The organism is Grimontia sedimenti (assembly GCF_011045095.1).
Lineage (GTDB): Bacteria > Pseudomonadota > Gammaproteobacteria > Enterobacterales > Vibrionaceae > Enterovibrio > Enterovibrio sedimenti.
The window spans coordinates 565803-580306 of record NZ_JAALDL010000002.1 but is presented as its reverse complement, the minus strand read 5'-3'; the positions used below and the strand labels follow the sequence as shown (position 1 = coordinate 580306).

16 protein-coding genes are annotated in these 14504 nt (G+C 45.9%); 5 read left to right on the top strand and 11 right to left on the bottom strand.

The window, feature by feature from the left end; translation table 11 throughout:
• From G5S52_RS05360 to cls, 7 genes are all read right to left on the bottom strand, one after another.
• Window positions 1-2053: immunoglobulin-like domain-containing protein (locus G5S52_RS05360; protein WP_368737451.1), on the bottom strand; the 2053-nt coding region annotated here is incomplete at its 3' end.
• Between the two features lie 678 nt (window positions 2054-2731).
• Entirely contained in the window at window positions 2732-3652 is a 921-nt protein-coding gene (locus G5S52_RS05355) for a manganese-dependent inorganic pyrophosphatase (protein WP_165012096.1), read from the bottom strand.
• Between the two features lie 152 nt (window positions 3653-3804).
• Window positions 3805-4293 carry a hypothetical protein gene (locus G5S52_RS05350; protein WP_205743773.1) on the bottom strand — a complete coding sequence of 163 codons (489 nt, stop codon included), beginning with the start codon at window positions 4291-4293 and terminating at the stop codon, window positions 3805-3807.
• A 127-nt stretch (window positions 4294-4420) separates the two neighbouring features.
• Window positions 4421-5347 carry a LysR family transcriptional regulator gene (locus G5S52_RS05345; protein ID WP_165012095.1) on the bottom strand — a complete coding sequence of 309 codons (927 nt, stop codon included), beginning with the start codon at window positions 5345-5347 and terminating at the stop codon, window positions 4421-4423.
• Between the two features lie 113 nt (window positions 5348-5460).
• Entirely contained in the window at window positions 5461-5763 is a 303-nt protein-coding gene (locus tag G5S52_RS05340; protein ID WP_002540214.1) for a hypothetical protein, read from the bottom strand.
• A gap of 219 nt (window positions 5764-5982) precedes the next feature.
• On the bottom strand, window positions 5983-6450 hold the full coding sequence (locus tag G5S52_RS05335; protein WP_205743772.1) for a winged helix DNA-binding protein: 468 nt from the start codon (window positions 6448-6450) through the stop codon (window positions 5983-5985).
• A gap of 338 nt (window positions 6451-6788) precedes the next feature.
• Complete coding sequence (cls, locus tag G5S52_RS05330) at window positions 6789-8249, bottom strand: cardiolipin synthase (protein ID WP_165012094.1); 1461 nt, start codon at window positions 8247-8249, stop codon at window positions 6789-6791.
• A gap of 436 nt (window positions 8250-8685) precedes the next feature.
• Between cls and G5S52_RS05325 the strand changes: the two genes are divergently transcribed.
• The 5 genes from G5S52_RS05325 to G5S52_RS05305 all read left to right on the top strand — a co-directional run bounded on the left by G5S52_RS05325 (window position 8686) and on the right by G5S52_RS05305 (window position 12550).
• Complete coding sequence (locus tag G5S52_RS05325; protein ID WP_165012093.1) at window positions 8686-10032, top strand: sodium-dependent transporter; 1347 nt, start codon at window positions 8686-8688, stop codon at window positions 10030-10032.
• Window positions 10033-10160: 128 nt separating this feature from the next.
• Window positions 10161-10832 (top strand): TIGR01621 family pseudouridine synthase, encoded by a 672-nt coding sequence (locus G5S52_RS05320; protein WP_165012092.1) that lies wholly within the window; start codon window positions 10161-10163, stop codon window positions 10830-10832.
• A gap of 38 nt (window positions 10833-10870) precedes the next feature.
• Window positions 10871-11080, top strand: a complete 210-nt coding sequence (locus G5S52_RS05315; protein ID WP_157515729.1) for a hypothetical protein — start codon at window positions 10871-10873, stop codon at window positions 11078-11080.
• A complete protein-coding gene (locus tag G5S52_RS05310; RefSeq protein WP_165012091.1) occupies window positions 11077-12024 on the top strand; it encodes a class I SAM-dependent methyltransferase in 948 nt (315 codons plus the stop codon). Before G5S52_RS05315 ends, G5S52_RS05310 begins: the two co-directional genes overlap by 4 nt.
• Window positions 12025-12214: 190 nt before the next feature.
• A complete protein-coding gene (locus G5S52_RS05305; protein WP_235956097.1) occupies window positions 12215-12550 on the top strand; it encodes a hypothetical protein in 336 nt (111 codons plus the stop codon).
• A gap of 29 nt (window positions 12551-12579) precedes the next feature.
• Here G5S52_RS05305 and gspS2 read toward each other — a convergent pair whose 3' ends face one another.
• From gspS2 to G5S52_RS05285, 4 genes are all read right to left on the bottom strand, one after another.
• The gene (gene gspS2 / locus G5S52_RS05300; RefSeq protein ID WP_165012090.1) at window positions 12580-12981 is read right to left on the bottom strand and encodes a type II secretion system pilot lipoprotein GspS-beta; all 402 of its coding nucleotides are present in this window, start codon (window positions 12979-12981) and stop codon (window positions 12580-12582) included.
• 35 nt (window positions 12982-13016) lie between these two features.
• Window positions 13017-13319: a YciI family protein gene (locus G5S52_RS05295; RefSeq protein WP_002540202.1), complete on the bottom strand. Its 303-nt coding sequence runs from the start codon at window positions 13317-13319 to the stop codon at window positions 13017-13019.
• Window positions 13320-13406: 87 nt separating this feature from the next.
• Window positions 13407-13805: an acyl-CoA thioester hydrolase YciA gene (gene yciA, locus G5S52_RS05290; RefSeq protein WP_046306492.1), complete on the bottom strand. Its 399-nt coding sequence runs from the start codon at window positions 13803-13805 to the stop codon at window positions 13407-13409.
• Between the two features lie 70 nt (window positions 13806-13875).
• Window positions 13876-14421: a septation protein A gene (locus G5S52_RS05285; RefSeq protein ID WP_165012089.1), complete on the bottom strand. Its 546-nt coding sequence runs from the start codon at window positions 14419-14421 to the stop codon at window positions 13876-13878.
• Between the last annotated feature and the right edge of the window lie 83 nt (window positions 14422-14504).

Genomic DNA, 14504 nt, shown 5'->3' with positions numbered 1-14504 from the left:
CAGCCGGTGCGGTGGGCTGCGCTTCGAAGTCACCGCCAGAGGTTGTATCCACCGAGACGGTGAACACATCGTCATCCGCTGATTCATTCAAGCTGTCGTCCAGCGTGTCCACGGTGAAATCAACGGAAGTGGTGCCTGTGGCAATAACGACATCTCGGGTCACTGGCGTCACATCGCCATCTTCTGTGGTCTTGTGTCCAATCACCACAGTGACCGTAAAGTCCGCGGTCGGCGCTTCCGAGAGGGTAAGCGTGTAGCTTGCCGCTTCGCCTTCAATGACAGAGGCATCGCCAGTCAATGTCAGGGTTGGCGCATCCGTGGTGGTGCCATCATTGATGGTGGTTTCGACAGCGGAAGGAGCCGTTGGCTGCGCTTCAAAGTCACCGCCGGAGGTGGCATCCACCGAGACGGTAAATACATCGTCATCTGCCGATTCATCCAGGCTGTCGTTCAGGGTGTCCACGGTAAAGTCTGTAGACGTTGTGCCTGCCGCAATGACGACATCACGGGTGACTGGGGTGACATCACCGTCTTCTGCAGTCTTATGTCCAATGACTACGGTGACAGTAAAGTCTGCTGTCGGCGCATCGGAGATACTCAAGGTGTAGCTGGCGCTCTCACCTTCATTGACCGCGGTATCGCCAGTTAATGATAGCGTTGGAGCACCCAGTGATGTTCCCGCATCGGTATCATCCACAATCTCGGTGTTGACCGCGGATGGCGCAGCCGGCTGCTGCTCGTAACCACCGCCAGTGGTAGAAGACACGGAGACACTGAAGACATCGTCATCAGCACTTTCGTTAAAGACATCTTCCAGCGTATCGATAGTAAAGTCGACAGAAGTGGTCCCAGCAGCGATCACCACATCGCGGGTCACCGGGGCGACATCGCCTTCTTCGGTGGTGACATGACCAATCACCAAAGAAACGGTGAAATCTGTGGCAGGTGCATCCGAAATACTTAAGGTATAGCTGGCGCTTTCACCTTCATTGACAGAGGTATCACCAGTTAAGGTAAGAGTCGGTGCATCAGCGGTGGTGCCGTCATTAATGGTGGTTTCCACTGCATCAGGTACAGTAGGTTGTCCTTCAAATGCGCCCCCTGCGGAACTTGTTACTTCAACTTTGAAGGTATCTTCGTCAGCACGTTCATCATAAACATCATTAAGGGTTTCTACAGTAAAGCTTGCTGTTGTGCTGCCTTCTGGAATGACGACTAACTTTTCTGAAACTGTGATATCTCCAGTTTCACTGGAAATGTGGCTAATAGTAACTACTATTTCCATGTCTGAATATGGAGCCTCAGAAAGCTCCAATGTGTAGATCGCGTCAGAGCCTTCATCTACGGCACTATCGCCATTCAATAAAAGTATTGGAGTGTCTTCACCAACCTTTAGGTCTTTAGTGTCTTCATCAAAAATGGTTGTCGTAAAAGGTGCGGATGAATCGACTAACTTTTGGTTGTCACTGACTTCAGTTTTGATAATAGAAACTTCAAAGCTGTCATCATCATCGCTTTCATCAAAGGAGTCATCCAAAATATCGACGACAAAGATAGCTTGGGTTTGACCTTCTGGGATCACCAGCTCTTGGGTAATTGGAGTTATATCGCCAGATTCTGATGTTTTATGCTGCACACTAATAGTGATCACAATGTCTGACGTTGCAGGTTCTGATAATGTGATGGTATATGTGGCAGTACCCCCTTCAAATACAGAGTTACTGCCACCTAATGTTGCTTGAAGGAGAGAAGGAGTACTTGGCGAAGAACCCTCTGATTCTTGGCTGCTTAATAAAGCGCTTGCTCCGGAAAAGTCAAGGAGGGGAGAGTTGGTAGCGAAAGTGTAATCAGTGTCAAATCCCGCTGAAGCCAATACAGAGAGTGAATTGGCGAGAATAACAGCCTGTGGAGCAAGCGATGAACCTGTTGAAGCTTCGCCTGCTTGTGGATCCACATTTGCAACTAGCAAAGGGTCTCGACCTTCACTGATTGCCTTTATAATTTCCTCGAAATCATCCGTCAGTACCATGTCTGGCGGTAGGTTATCTTCCACAAGCAATACGGTATGTGAAGCTATATCATCTCCATTGGCAGAGCTATTTTTTTCTTCATCTTGCAGTGGAATGAAAATAACGTCACCTTGACTTATTTTTATTCCACTTTGCGCATATTCAACTCGTCCATTTTTAGAGATAAAAACTTTCTTATTAGCCATCTGATCTAGAGTCTCTTCGGACATCCATGAACCCTCAATTATCTACCAGTCTTTTATAAGAATAATTACCTGAATAGAGTAGGGCTTATTTAAGGCTTTGTGACTATAGTTATGATGATTTTTTAATTATTATTTAAAAGTGTATTAATGTTGAGAATTAATTTATTCATCGATATTTGACGGAAAGCTCATTCCAATTCAATTAGTTGATTAGACATTTAGTTGCAGTGATATGGGTTGATATTGCGATTTTTAAGGTATAGAGAGTAGCGGCTGTTCTTTAGATAAAGAAACGACAACGTAAAGATGTTGGTTTTGAAGGTGGTGTATCAATAAAAGAGTGGCACTTATTATTGATCAATTAATGATGTTGGTAGTTTTATTATTGTGTCGATCACAAAATAGTGTCACTTTGACTAGATGCTTATATATTAAATGTTATTTCTAGCCAGAAAGCCTGTCACTTAAGCGTATTAAAAAGGGCGGAAATCCGCCCTTTTTAATTGATATGCGCAATTAAGCAAATGCGTCTTGAAGCGGTGGAACAACCTGCTTCTTACGGCTCAGAACACCATCCAGCCATACGCGGCCGTTTTCGGTTTCTTTACCGTATGCGCGCTCAACAACAGAAACGTCATCAGAGATAACCAGAAGCTCAGAACCTTCTTTCATGATGTCAGTCAGTAGCAACATCACAGTGTGGCGCTCGCCTTCTGCTTTTAACGTTGCGATATCTGCTTCCAGTTCTGCTTTGATGTCGTCGAATACTGATAGATCGACTACTTCCAATTGGCCGATGCCTACCAGATTACCGTTCATGTTGAAGTCTTTGTAATCACGCATCACCAGATCACGGATAGGTGTACCAGCGACGGCTGATTTCACATTGAACATTTCCAGGCCAAGGGCTTCGTAATCTTCAATACCAGCAATCTTCGCTAGGTCTTCAACACAACGAATGTCTGCGGTGGTGCAAGTTGGAGATTTGAAGATAACGGTGTCGCTCAGAATCGCGCACATCATGATGCCTGCGATCTCTTTTGGAATTTCTACGCCGTGGAAGTCATACATCATTTTGATGACGGTGTTAGAACAGCCAACAGGACGGATCCAACATTCCAGTGGGGTAGAAGTGGTTAGGTCGCCCAGTTTGTGGTGGTCAACGATACCGACGATCGTTGCTTCTGCGATGTCGTCAGGTGCTTGAGTCAGTTCAGAGTGGTCAACGATGTAAACTTCTTCGCCTGCATAGCTCAGTTTCAGCTCAGGAGCTTCGAAACCAAAGCGTTCCAGGATGAAAGCAGTCTCAGGAGACGGCTCTCCAAGACGCGCTGCTACTGCTGGCTCACCGATTTGGTTTTTCAGGTATGCAAGTGCAATTGCACCACAGATAGAATCAGAATCAGGGATCTTATGACCCACAACATACATTGGCATATTTGGCTCTCGTCATGCTCACATTTGAATTTTGGCGCATTTTACCAGAGTGGCCTTAAATGTACATTCATCCATAGTATGAGGATGTAACAATCGCCCAACATGCGTTGAGCGTTAAAGTTACGGCGAAAAATGCTGAAAAACGGCAGCCATCAAAGTGGGAGGATCACACCGACATTGAGTTGAGGCGCTAAGCCGCTCGGTAGAAAGGTGTCCTGATGTCGAAAATATCCCATTTCAAGGCCATATCTGACTTTTATAGGTAGGTTGTAATCAAACACCAAAGCAGCGCCGACACTAGGTCCATAGGCTTTAAGATCTTCTCTATCACGGCCAAAGTAATTTCTTGTGCCTCGGTACTCAGCAATCCCAGCTTCGAGTTGAACCGAATACTCTTGGTGCTTGCTTTCTAAATATTGAACACCTAAACGGTAGTGTTTGACTGACTCTTTGTCAGAGAACCAGTAGGAATCGGCAATTCCGAAACTGCCATACACGGCTTCAAACCCCATGACATCGTTAACGCCAAGTTGAGCACCCAAGCCCCACTGCATTCCGATTTTTAGGCCTGGAGAAAAGTGAATATCCGCGACGGCGAATGAACTGGTTAAAAGTGTGGCTGCCCAAAGAAGTCGTTTCATGATTGCTCTCTTAAAAAGGGAGCATCCTTGCTAATTACGTGAGCCTGTCCTTAAGTGGCGAGACCAGAATAGGGGATTAGTGTGATAACCCCCAATTAGCAGCAGTTATGTCGGTGATTAGTAATGGTTATTGGATAGCGAGTTCCAGTTCTTCTTTTACAAGGCTGTTGAGCCAAAGAGTCAGAGGGTCGTTACCGTTTCTTTGGTGGAAGAAACTATTGAGGGAGTAGGTTAGTTCGAAATCTTGGGTATCAACATCTATACGACGCAGAGAAGGATATGAACTGAAGGGAAAGAGATTGCTGGTAGCGAAAAACATGTCTGATTTATGTAAAACATCGACTATCGCCATCGGGTAGGCAGAGCGAAAGCCAACTTTGTAAGGAAGAGATAATTCTTTCATCTTCTTGGCTGCAACGGGAAGGTCTTCACTCCAACCAGGGATGAAAAGAGAGGCAAGCTCGTACTTGGAAAATTCGTTCGGTGTCGCGGATTTTGATTGAATTGGGTGGTCTTTTCTTACCGCGCAACAACCTGTGAGGTCGACTAACTTCTGCTCCCGAATATGTTTTGGCTTAACATCAAGGCCATATGAAATACCCATTAGAAGTTGGCCACTTTCAATGTCTGTAATAGTAGAAGAAGTCCAATTAACAACTTCAACCTCGAGGCAGGGGGCTTTTTCCCTGAGCTCAAGAATAAAAGTGCCAGACAGACGTATCATGACTTGAGGGGCAAATGCGATCCTGATTTTTTTCTTCAGGGTGAGAGGTTCAAACGCTTCCAGTTCATTCAAAGAAGATTGGAGGTCGTTTAAAGCCGGAATAATTTTTGCGGCTAATTCTTCCGCTTTGGATGTTGGTTGCAGCCCCTCTGGAACTTTTATAAAAAGCTCATCATTGAAAAAGTGACGGAGCTTTTTAAGGTTTTGGCTAACGGCAGGTTGTGTGACATACAAACGTTCGGCGGCTCTCCTCGTGTTTTTCTCTTGGAACAAGACAAGAAAAACTCTGAGAAGATTAAGGTCGATAGTATTAAAAATATCTTTAGACATGAAGCGTTAAGCCTGCTCGAAACCAGTAGACATTATGCAGGATCAATGGTGACTTTAAAAAGAAAAAACGCTGCCGGAGCAGCGTCAATGGGCACTATGGTGCAATGAGTTTGTTATAGATCTCTCATCAGTATTTCAAGCTCTTCCGTGGCTTCTTCGATAAGATGCTCCAGTTCCTTGGCGTCATCATTTGCAAGTGGCAATTGCCAATGGACTGGTTTGCCATTTGACGTGTGTTTGCCTACCAACTTCGTCACTCTGCCGCTGCGTTCGAACCTTAAGTGTTCAAACTCTGCAGCGTGGCATTGACGTTTCTCAACGATCTCAATTTCTAACAGGCCGGTAGGATTAACCTGTACATGAGCGTGTAATTGCTTTGTGTCTTTGAGCAAATAGTTTCTGTGTCGAGCCAACATTAACCACCCCTTAGCTGCGTCCCCAATCCGCACTTCAAGTGTAGTCAACTGAGTGTATATGGATCGCAAAAAATGCGTAAAAATGCACAAACATTGATCAAGATACTGATGCGTATATGGATCTTTTTTCACGTATTAAATACGGTAATTTTTAAGAAGTTGCAGGCTTTAGGTGGGCTTAAAAAGAAAAACCCGAGCAGGGCTCGGGCTTTACGGGAATCACATTGCGCGTACAATTTTTTCCAATGCTTTTTGCAACGAAGACATCTCTTCACTGGAAAGCAATGAAGACAAAATCAACTTATTGTTGGATTCTGCTTGAGACATCATATCGGCCATCATTTGTCCTTTTTCAGACAAGGTCAAGATTTTGGAGCGACGGTCATGTATGTCATCACGACGGTCAATATAACCCTCCATTACCAAGCCTTGCACGACACGACTGACTTTAGACTTTTCACTGGCTAAATATGGCAACCCCATCAGATCGCCTTGACGCAGTTCACCTTTGTCTGCCACTGCGGCGATAGTAATTGCCTGTTCAGAACTTAATGTGACGCCTTGCTGTTCCAACCAATCGTGATGACGCTTGGCTGATTTGAGAGCAACGAGTCGGCATAAAAAACTCAGTTCCGATTGAATATACACGATTATCACTAGTTTATTGGTGTTATAAGTGGCACGCATAGTACAACTGGAAATGAAATAAAGTCTAATCCGCTAGGCAGTTGCGTTGTAAGAATGTATCGTAATGAGTTTATTGTTTTTGTAAAAATAACATAATGAAAAATAAGGACTTTTAATAGGCGTGTGAGATGACTTGTAGCAAATGTGATATCTATCACTTATTACTTTGAGTTTATTTTAATCAGGAAGGTTATTTAGTAACCAAAAAAGGCCTATAAGAAAGTTTCAGGTCACATTCTATTATTTTGTAAAACTTTATGAATATATATAAAGCTCAACTTTTTGAATACTTTTAACGCAAGTATTAGTAACAATTTTCTGGATAGAGTGGGTATAAGTTAAAGTAAAGGACTAAACATATAAAAGAACTGCTCAATCGGGCGATTTAACACCGAGCGTCGTGACCACTCGGCTCGGTCTACGAGAGAAGAGTTAGCCATGTAGCCATTTTGCAGCGCAACTAAATCGTCGCAAAATTCAGGATCATCTACGCAGAGCGTCAATTCAAAGTTGAGCCAAAGGCTGCGCATATCCAAGTTCACTGTCCCGATAAGACAGAAATTATCATCGACCATCACTGACTTAGTATGCAAAAGTCCGCCGTTGAAACGATAGATATTAATACCCGCGCGTAACAGCTCGTTAAAGAAAGAGCGGCTGGCCCATTCCACCATCAGGCTGTCGTTTTTGGCCGGAATAATAATATTTACTGTGACTCCGCGCTGTGCGGTCGTTTGCAGTGCACTAAGCAGGCTCTCACTGGGTACCAAGTAAGGTGTAGTGATTGTCAGGCTCTTTTTCGCCTGATGAATCGCCAGCATTAATACCTGTTGAATGATGCCATCTGGCATACCGGGGCCGGAAGGAGCGATCTGGACCGAGTGGTTTGCATGGCGATGCTCTTCAATCAAGCTGCACTGGGGCAAATCGGGCAGATAGCGAAGGCCGGTTTCCACCTCCCAGTCCCAGGCAAATATGCTGTTGAGAATAGGCACGGAAGGACCTTCGGCTTTGACCATAATGTCGACCCATTGGCCTACACCTGCATTCTGTTTAAAGAAACGGGGGTCGACCAGGTTCATCGAACCTGTGTAGCCAATCTTGTTATCCACTATCACGATTTTGCGATGCTGACGGATATCCAATCTGCGAAGGAACATACGCGCTGGACTGACGGCAAGAGCTTCAATGAGTTCAACCCCGGCATTACGCATCGCATCAGGCCAATGGCTTCTGAAAAAGGTTTTACTTCCAGCGGAATCAAGCAGAATTCGTACCGTAACGCCGCGTTTCGCTGCATCACACACCGCTTTGGCGACATCGTCAGCATGTCCACCAGGATGCCAGATATAGAAGACCATATTGACGGAGTGTTCGGCCTCTCTGACATCTTGAGCAATATTCCGCAGAATGTCTGCGGTTTCATTGAACAGCGTGAGTTGATTGCCCGCCAACGCAGGGATCCCTGCCCGTCGCAGGCATAAATCGTGAACAGGGCGAGCGAGGAAACTTTGGTGCTGTGGTCGGTGAGCTTCACATTCATTGATGGTTTCAAGCCATTTACCATAAGGCGCAAACATAGATCTGGCGCGTTCAGCCCTTTTCCTGCCAAGGTTGAGCTCGCCAAAAAGCAGGTAAAGAATGACACCAACAATAGGAATGATATAGATGATCATCAACCAGGCGATGGAAACACCGAGCGCGCGACGTTTGAGCACCACGCGAATAGTCACACCGGCGATAAGCAACCAATAAAAGAAGACGCTTGCCCACACCAAGAACTGATAAATCTTATCCATTTCAATCCACTTAGACCCAAAACATCCCCAATATAGGCTGTTAAGAAACAGTATGCACTGTATTTAGCTATGCATATTCCCAATCGCGAGGCAGACGGGAAGTATTTTCCAACTCAACAGACAATTGTTAATAAATCTTTGTCACTAAGTGTTTATAAAGTAATCAGAAGGAGGGCGAGAATGGGGAATTATGTTGGCTGATCGAAAAATATAGCGCGATCGCTTCAAATTTTATTCTCTAACTGGTTTACTTGCCATGCCTGTACATCAAACAGGAGCTTTGAATTCTGTAATGATAAGTTTACAGCTTGGCGTTCGCCCCCAAGGAAGGTTGAACATTACCAGGAAAAGAATCACCCAGTTAACTCTCGCTGAATGCGGCTGTCAGGGACGAATTGGGTATAACAACATTATTAAAAATTTTTAGAGAGTGATTATGGCAAGCGGTAATAGAGCCCAATTTTCTTCCCGGTTAGGGTTTATTCTTGCCGCCGCAGGTTCTGCGGTGGGCCTTGGCAACATTTGGGGTTTCCCTACGCAAGCGGCTAGCAATGGTGGTGCCGTCTTTTTACTGACCTACCTCGCAATGGTATTTATTCTAGCTTACCCACTGTTAGTGGCGGAGCTGACCATTGGTCGTTACGGTGCATCTAACCCTATTCGTTCCCTGATTTCTGTTGCACCAAAACAAAAAGCGCTTGGCTCTGCGGTGGGTATCGCCGGTATGTTAGGCGTGAGTGGCATTCTCAGCTTCTATGCCATCGTGGCCGGTTGGTTCTTTGGCTTTCTCGTGGGCCCGTTGCTGAGCGCGGTGGGCATGGACGCGGCTGCGGCTTGGCTGGAAGGCTTCAGCATTGAACGCAATCTGGTATTGATGCTGCTGTTCATGGTGTTGACGATTCTAGTGGTTCGTAATGGTGTTGCAGATGGTATTGAAAAATGGTCAAGCCGTTTAATGCCAGTGCTGTTTGTGCTGTTCATCTTGATGGTGATTTACACCCTTTTCCAACCGGGTGCTGTTGATGGCCTGAAGATGTATCTGGTTCCGGATACTTCGCACTTCTCTCCTGATCTGATGGTCAGTGCGATGGGGCAGGCATTCTTCTCTCTGTCTATCGGTGTGTGCACTATGATGGTCTACGGCTCATACCTTCGCAAAGATGCGGATCTGCCTAAAACAGCGGCGCAGGTTGCTTTGTTAGATACGGGTGTTGCCTTTGTTGCGGGCCTTCTGATCCTCCCTGCAATGTTTGCGGCTCAACACAACGGTGTGCAGATTTACAACGAAGCCGGTGGCCTCTTAGATGGTGATACGCTGGTATTCAGTGTGTTGCCAGCGATGTTTGACACCATGGGCAGCGCAGGTCTGATTGTTGGTGTGGCCTTCTTTGCGCTGATGGTTATCGCAGCCCTGACCTCATCAATTTCTATGCTTGAAGTGCCAGTGTCTTGTGCTTCTGAAGAACTGAATAAAGATCGTAAGACAGTTGTGTGGTGGATTGGCGGTGCAATTGCGCTGTTCTCAACCGTTATCATCTTTAACTTTGGTTCACTGTTTGGTCTGGTGATCAGCATTACCACAGAGTATATGCAGCCAATTCTGGGGCTTATCATGGCGCTGATTGCGGGTTGGATTTGGAAGCGTAACCAGGTACTGGAAGAGTTGCGTCAAGGTAACCCAGAAATTTCGGAGAGTCTGTTCTGGAAAGTGTGGCCAACCTACGTTCGTGTAGTGTGTCCAATCCTGATGGCGTTGGTTTTCCTATGGCCCTTGTTTAAGTAATCCTCATCAAGCGCAAACTCAACCTCGTATCCCCGGTAAATACCGGGGATTTTCTTTTCTGATTAGAGAAATTTGGGGCGATAGGGTTTACACTCTGCGCTTATTTTTCTGCAGCGACAGGTTTACCCATGTTTAGTCTGGTTTTTCAGAATGATGACTTTCTGGTTATCGATAAACATCCCGGCATTAGTGTTCACAAAGACGATAATGATCAGCCTCTTTTGAGTGAAGTGGCGAAGCAAACGGGCGACGAAAAACTCTACCTGATCCATCGACTGGACAAAATGACCTCTGGATTGCTTCTATTAGGACGTCATCAACAAGCGGCATCTGAGCTTTCATCCATGTTTGCCGACAAAACTGTGAAGAAGTTTTATCTGGCTCTGTCTGCAAAGAAGCCTAATAAAAAGCAGGGCACCATTATTGGTGATATGACCAAAAGTCGCCGCTCAATGTGGAAGCTTCTATCTACCAAAACCAATCCTGCTGTTACTCAGTTCTTTTCCACGTCTGGTGGTGAAGGTAAACGCTTATTTCTCTGCAAGCCTTACACAGGAAAAACTCACCAGATCCGGGTGGCGCTAAAAAGTGTTGGGTCGTCAATTATGGGTGATGAAACCTACAGCGGGGCGGGGGCAGACAGGGGATACCTTCATGCGTTTGCCCTTAGGTTCAATCACGGTGGCGAGGCATTTTCATTCCAACAAAAGCCAAGCATTGGTAACGAATGGCCTGAACTGCCAGAAGAATGGCAAACACCGGACGCGTTAAACTGGCCGAAGCTACCGCACCAAAAATAGCAATTAAGTACTCCAAGGATGGAAGTATGGAGTCGAAAATGGCACTTAAACAAAAGAAAACACGCACGCTTAGAAAGTCAGGCTCTTCGAGTCGTTATTGGAGCTTGGCGAACTTTCGTCGCCAACTGAGAAAGAAAAAAGCGCGCGGGTGTAACCGCCGCAACTGTGAATTTTATAACTTGCAGTTGAGCAGTCAGATTGTCGAACAGAATGTCTTTACCGAAAACGCAGAGGATACGATTGAATGATGAATGCCGCCGCGCTGCCTACATTTTTTGAAGTGCTTATCGCTCGCCTTGCTGAGTGTAACCAAGAGGTACGCCGTGTTTTCCATGGACGTGGGCGTTGCTACGAAGGTTTAGAACAGCTAACCGCCGATTGGCTGGGTAAAGGCGTGCTTCAGATTGCGATATTCAAAGAATCAGATAGTGAATTCTATGCAGCGTTGCAAGAAGGCATAAGCGCTTTGGTAGCAAGTGATGTGTGGACGAAATGCCAAGGTACGACGGTCATTCTTCAGCATCGTGACCGTGAAGGCTCAGAAACCGAAACCATTGTGGGCGAAATGCCAAACCAGATTGAAGTGGTTGAGAATGGCCTTAACTACAAGTTGGACTTGGGTAAGCGCCAGAATAACGGTCTGTTTCTGGATATGCGCCTTGGTCGTCAATGGGTGCAAGAAAATGCAGCTGGCAAACGCGTATTGAACTTGTTTGCGTACACCTGTGGTTTCTCTGTAGCGGCTATTGAAGGTGGCGCAGAAAAAGTGGTGAATCTGGATATGGCGAAATCTTCACTCTCACGAGGCCGAGAAAACCATCACCTGAATCAGCACGACTTGAGCAAAGTAAGTTTCCTTGGTCACGAGCTTTTCAAGTCATGGGGCAAGGTGAAGAAGTTTGGCCCTTACGATCTGGTGATAATCGACCCGCCTTCATTCCAGAAAGGCAGCTTCGTACTGACCAAAGATTACGCCAAGATCCTAAGACGTTTACCGGAGTTGGTCGCTGATGGTGGTGATGTGCTGGCTTGTGTGAATGCGCCAGACGTGAAACCAGAATTCCTGACAGATCAAATGGCTGAGTTGGCTCCTGAGTTTACTTTTGTCTCACGCCTTACCAATCCACCGGAATTTGAAGATATTGATACTGACAGTGCGCTGAAAGTGATGCATTTTAAACATAGGGCTTAATTTAGGTTCGAAGCTTTATGGATGCATTTCAACGGATAGAAACACCAGGGTCTGTTGACCTTTGGTGGTTAAATTTTGTTCTGACCCTAAGCGTTTTAGGCGCGGCGAGGTGTGTGTCGCCTAGTCATTCTAAGCAAATACACCTCAACAAAGCATAAAACGCTTAGGGGCAGAACCCTTCGGGCAGCGTTTGTGGCGACTTTCTCCTGCGTTATCGGCTTCTTACACATCGAAGCCTCTGCCTTGTATAAAGTCGCCACAAACTGCTGCAAAAATCATCACCAAAGGTCAACAGACCCTAGATTCTGGTCATTATGACGTTCGGTACAAAGATGAGCGTTGGGGACTTTCACTGAAGCGCTACAGCAACGGACATGCGGTAAAAGTTTACGCAGAGTCTCTGGCGGGATCTGATTTTATCAGCGGGAATTTGTATCTTGTTGATGATATCTGGTCGTTGAAGCCCTGTGAAATGCCAAGAGAGAAAGTGATGTCTTTCATTCTGGGTTTCGAGCTACAAAAATAACAAAGCCCGCTTTTGCGGGCTTTGTTGTTTCATTGGTGTTTTTCGCAATCTTCACTGCGAATGGTTCGCTCCAGAACAGGGCGTCCCCGTGCATCGCGGAAAAGCAGTTTGTAGTGCACGCCTTTTTCCATCAGCGAATAGATTTCGTTATCCGTACAATAGGTTTTCTCCAAACCTTCAGCTAATGCAGCTGGTGCCACGTCTCCACTGCCTGAATACAGAAGAGTCAGTTCAATTTCAGTGCTGTTAGATTTAGCACGGACAAGGTTGTAGCCATTCAACTGAATAGGGACGAGTTTGCTGAGCATATCTGCACGTTGCGCAGCAAAGGATTCCGCAATCTCGAGATCTGACGTGCTTGAACAGGCCGAGAGAACCAGCGCTGCAGCGCTAATCAGCGCAATACGTCCTGTTTTTAGAGTCTTTCGCATTGAACATTCCTGTGCGTTTGAACTGTCGGCGAATGTTACGCCGGCAGCACTTTTTTAAATGGTTTCACGATGACATCTTTGTAAACGCCAGCTTCGATATATGGGTCAGCGTCTGCCCAAGCTTTTGCGTCTTCCAGGCTGTCAAACTTTGCAATCACAGTAGAGCCTGTAAAACCTGCTTCACCTGGGTCTTCGCTATCAACCGCTGGGTTTGGGCCTGCCACCAGAAGACGGTCTTGCGCTTCCAGATCACGTAAACGGGCGAGGTGTTGTTCCCTCACTTGCATTCTTAACGGCAAACTGTTTTCAACATCTTGTGAAAAAATAACGTACCACATCCGTGCTTCTCTCCGAGTTTTTCTCACCTAAGGTCTTCGGCCTATTGTATGCAAGGCTACTTTATCGCGCAGGCAAGTTTTTCTGATTTATGACTTATTTATCGGTCTTGGGCGTCCATCGCCATCAATAGCAACATAATTAAACGTTGCCTCACAGACTTTACGTCGTGTGCCGATACCATCTGTTGCGACAGGTTTCACCCAGACTTCTAAACTCACACTCATAGAAGTGCGACCAATGCGGGTGCATTCTCCATAGCAGCAAACCACATCACCCACTGAAACAGGAGTTTTAAAGACAATTTCCTGAACAGACACAGTGACCACCCGACCGTGGGAAATCTCTTTCGCCAAAATGGCACCAGCTAAATCAAGCTGGGACATAATCCAACCGCCAAAAATATCACCATTAGCATTGGTGTCAGCGGGCATAGCAAGCGTTCGCAGTAACAGTTGACCGCGAGGGCAATTATTCGTTTCCGACATGATACGACTTCCGGGAAATGAAATTGAAAAAGGGTGAGCCTAATCACCCTAAGAGTGTTTTAAGTGCGAGTTATTGTTCTTCTGAATCGGTTTCTTTTGGCATGTGCTTGTAGATGTAAACACCGCTTACCATGGTAAATGCCAACGTCAGTGCTAACAAACCGAACACTTTGAAATTTACCCAAACATCCAGTGGCATCTGATAGGCGACATAAACGTTGAGCACCGCCAACGCTGCGAAAAAACCAACCCAGGCTGAGTTGATGTTTCGCCACACATTGTCTGGCAGGGTAATTTCTTTGCCAAGCATGCCTTTGATAAGTGGTTTACCCAGAACCTGAGATATCGTCAACCCAATGGCAAACAGGGTGTAAACGATCGTTACTTTCCATTTGATGAAATTGTCATCTTGGAAAAACAGCGTCATGCCGCCGAAAACAGCCACCAATACCGCTGTGACTATCTGCATCTTCTCGACTTTTTTGTAGAGCACCCATGTAACGGCGACTTGAATGATTGTCGCGACAATCAGCGCTCCCGTTGCCGTGTAGATATCGTACATCTTGTAAAGCGCGAAGAAGATAATGAGCGGAATAAAGTCGAGAAGCTGTTTCATTCAGAGAGTGATCCTTGTGGCAGAGCTTTAGGCATGCTCAATAAGACCCAAAGTTTACCGAAAACTTCTGGCAGTTAAAACGT

Bases quoted from the DNA above. Each gene is read 5' to 3' on its own strand.
- G5S52_RS05295 (WP_002540202.1), bottom strand. From the start codon at position 13,319: ATGTGGTACGTTATTTTTTCACAAGATGTTGAAAACAGTTTGCCGTTA.
- G5S52_RS05355 (WP_165012096.1), bottom strand. From the start codon at position 3,652: ATGCCAATGTATGTTGTGGGTCATAAGATCCCTGATTCTGATTCTATC.
- G5S52_RS05340 (WP_002540214.1), bottom strand. From the start codon at position 5,763: ATGTTGGCTCGACACAGAAACTATTTGCTCAAAGACACAAAGCAATTA.
- G5S52_RS05350 (WP_205743773.1), bottom strand. From the start codon at position 4,293: ATGAAACGACTTCTTTGGGCAGCCACACTTTTAACCAGTTCATTCGCC.
- yciA (WP_046306492.1), bottom strand. From the start codon at position 13,805: ATGTCGGAAACGAATAATTGCCCTCGCGGTCAACTGTTACTGCGAACG.
- G5S52_RS05320 (WP_165012092.1), top strand. From the start codon at position 10,161: ATGTTTAGTCTGGTTTTTCAGAATGATGACTTTCTGGTTATCGATAAA.
- G5S52_RS05335 (WP_205743772.1), bottom strand. From the start codon at position 6,450: ATGCGTGCCACTTATAACACCAATAAACTAGTGATAATCGTGTATATT.
- G5S52_RS05315 (WP_157515729.1), top strand. From the start codon at position 10,871: ATGGCACTTAAACAAAAGAAAACACGCACGCTTAGAAAGTCAGGCTCT.
- gspS2 (WP_165012090.1), bottom strand. From the start codon at position 12,981: ATGCGAAAGACTCTAAAAACAGGACGTATTGCGCTGATTAGCGCTGCA.
- cls (WP_165012094.1), bottom strand. From the start codon at position 8,249: ATGGATAAGATTTATCAGTTCTTGGTGTGGGCAAGCGTCTTCTTTTAT.
- G5S52_RS05285 (WP_165012089.1), bottom strand. From the start codon at position 14,421: ATGAAACAGCTTCTCGACTTTATTCCGCTCATTATCTTCTTCGCGCTT.
- G5S52_RS05310 (WP_165012091.1), top strand. From the start codon at position 11,077: ATGATGAATGCCGCCGCGCTGCCTACATTTTTTGAAGTGCTTATCGCT.
- G5S52_RS05325 (WP_165012093.1), top strand. From the start codon at position 8,686: ATGGCAAGCGGTAATAGAGCCCAATTTTCTTCCCGGTTAGGGTTTATT.
- G5S52_RS05345 (WP_165012095.1), bottom strand. From the start codon at position 5,347: ATGTCTAAAGATATTTTTAATACTATCGACCTTAATCTTCTCAGAGTT.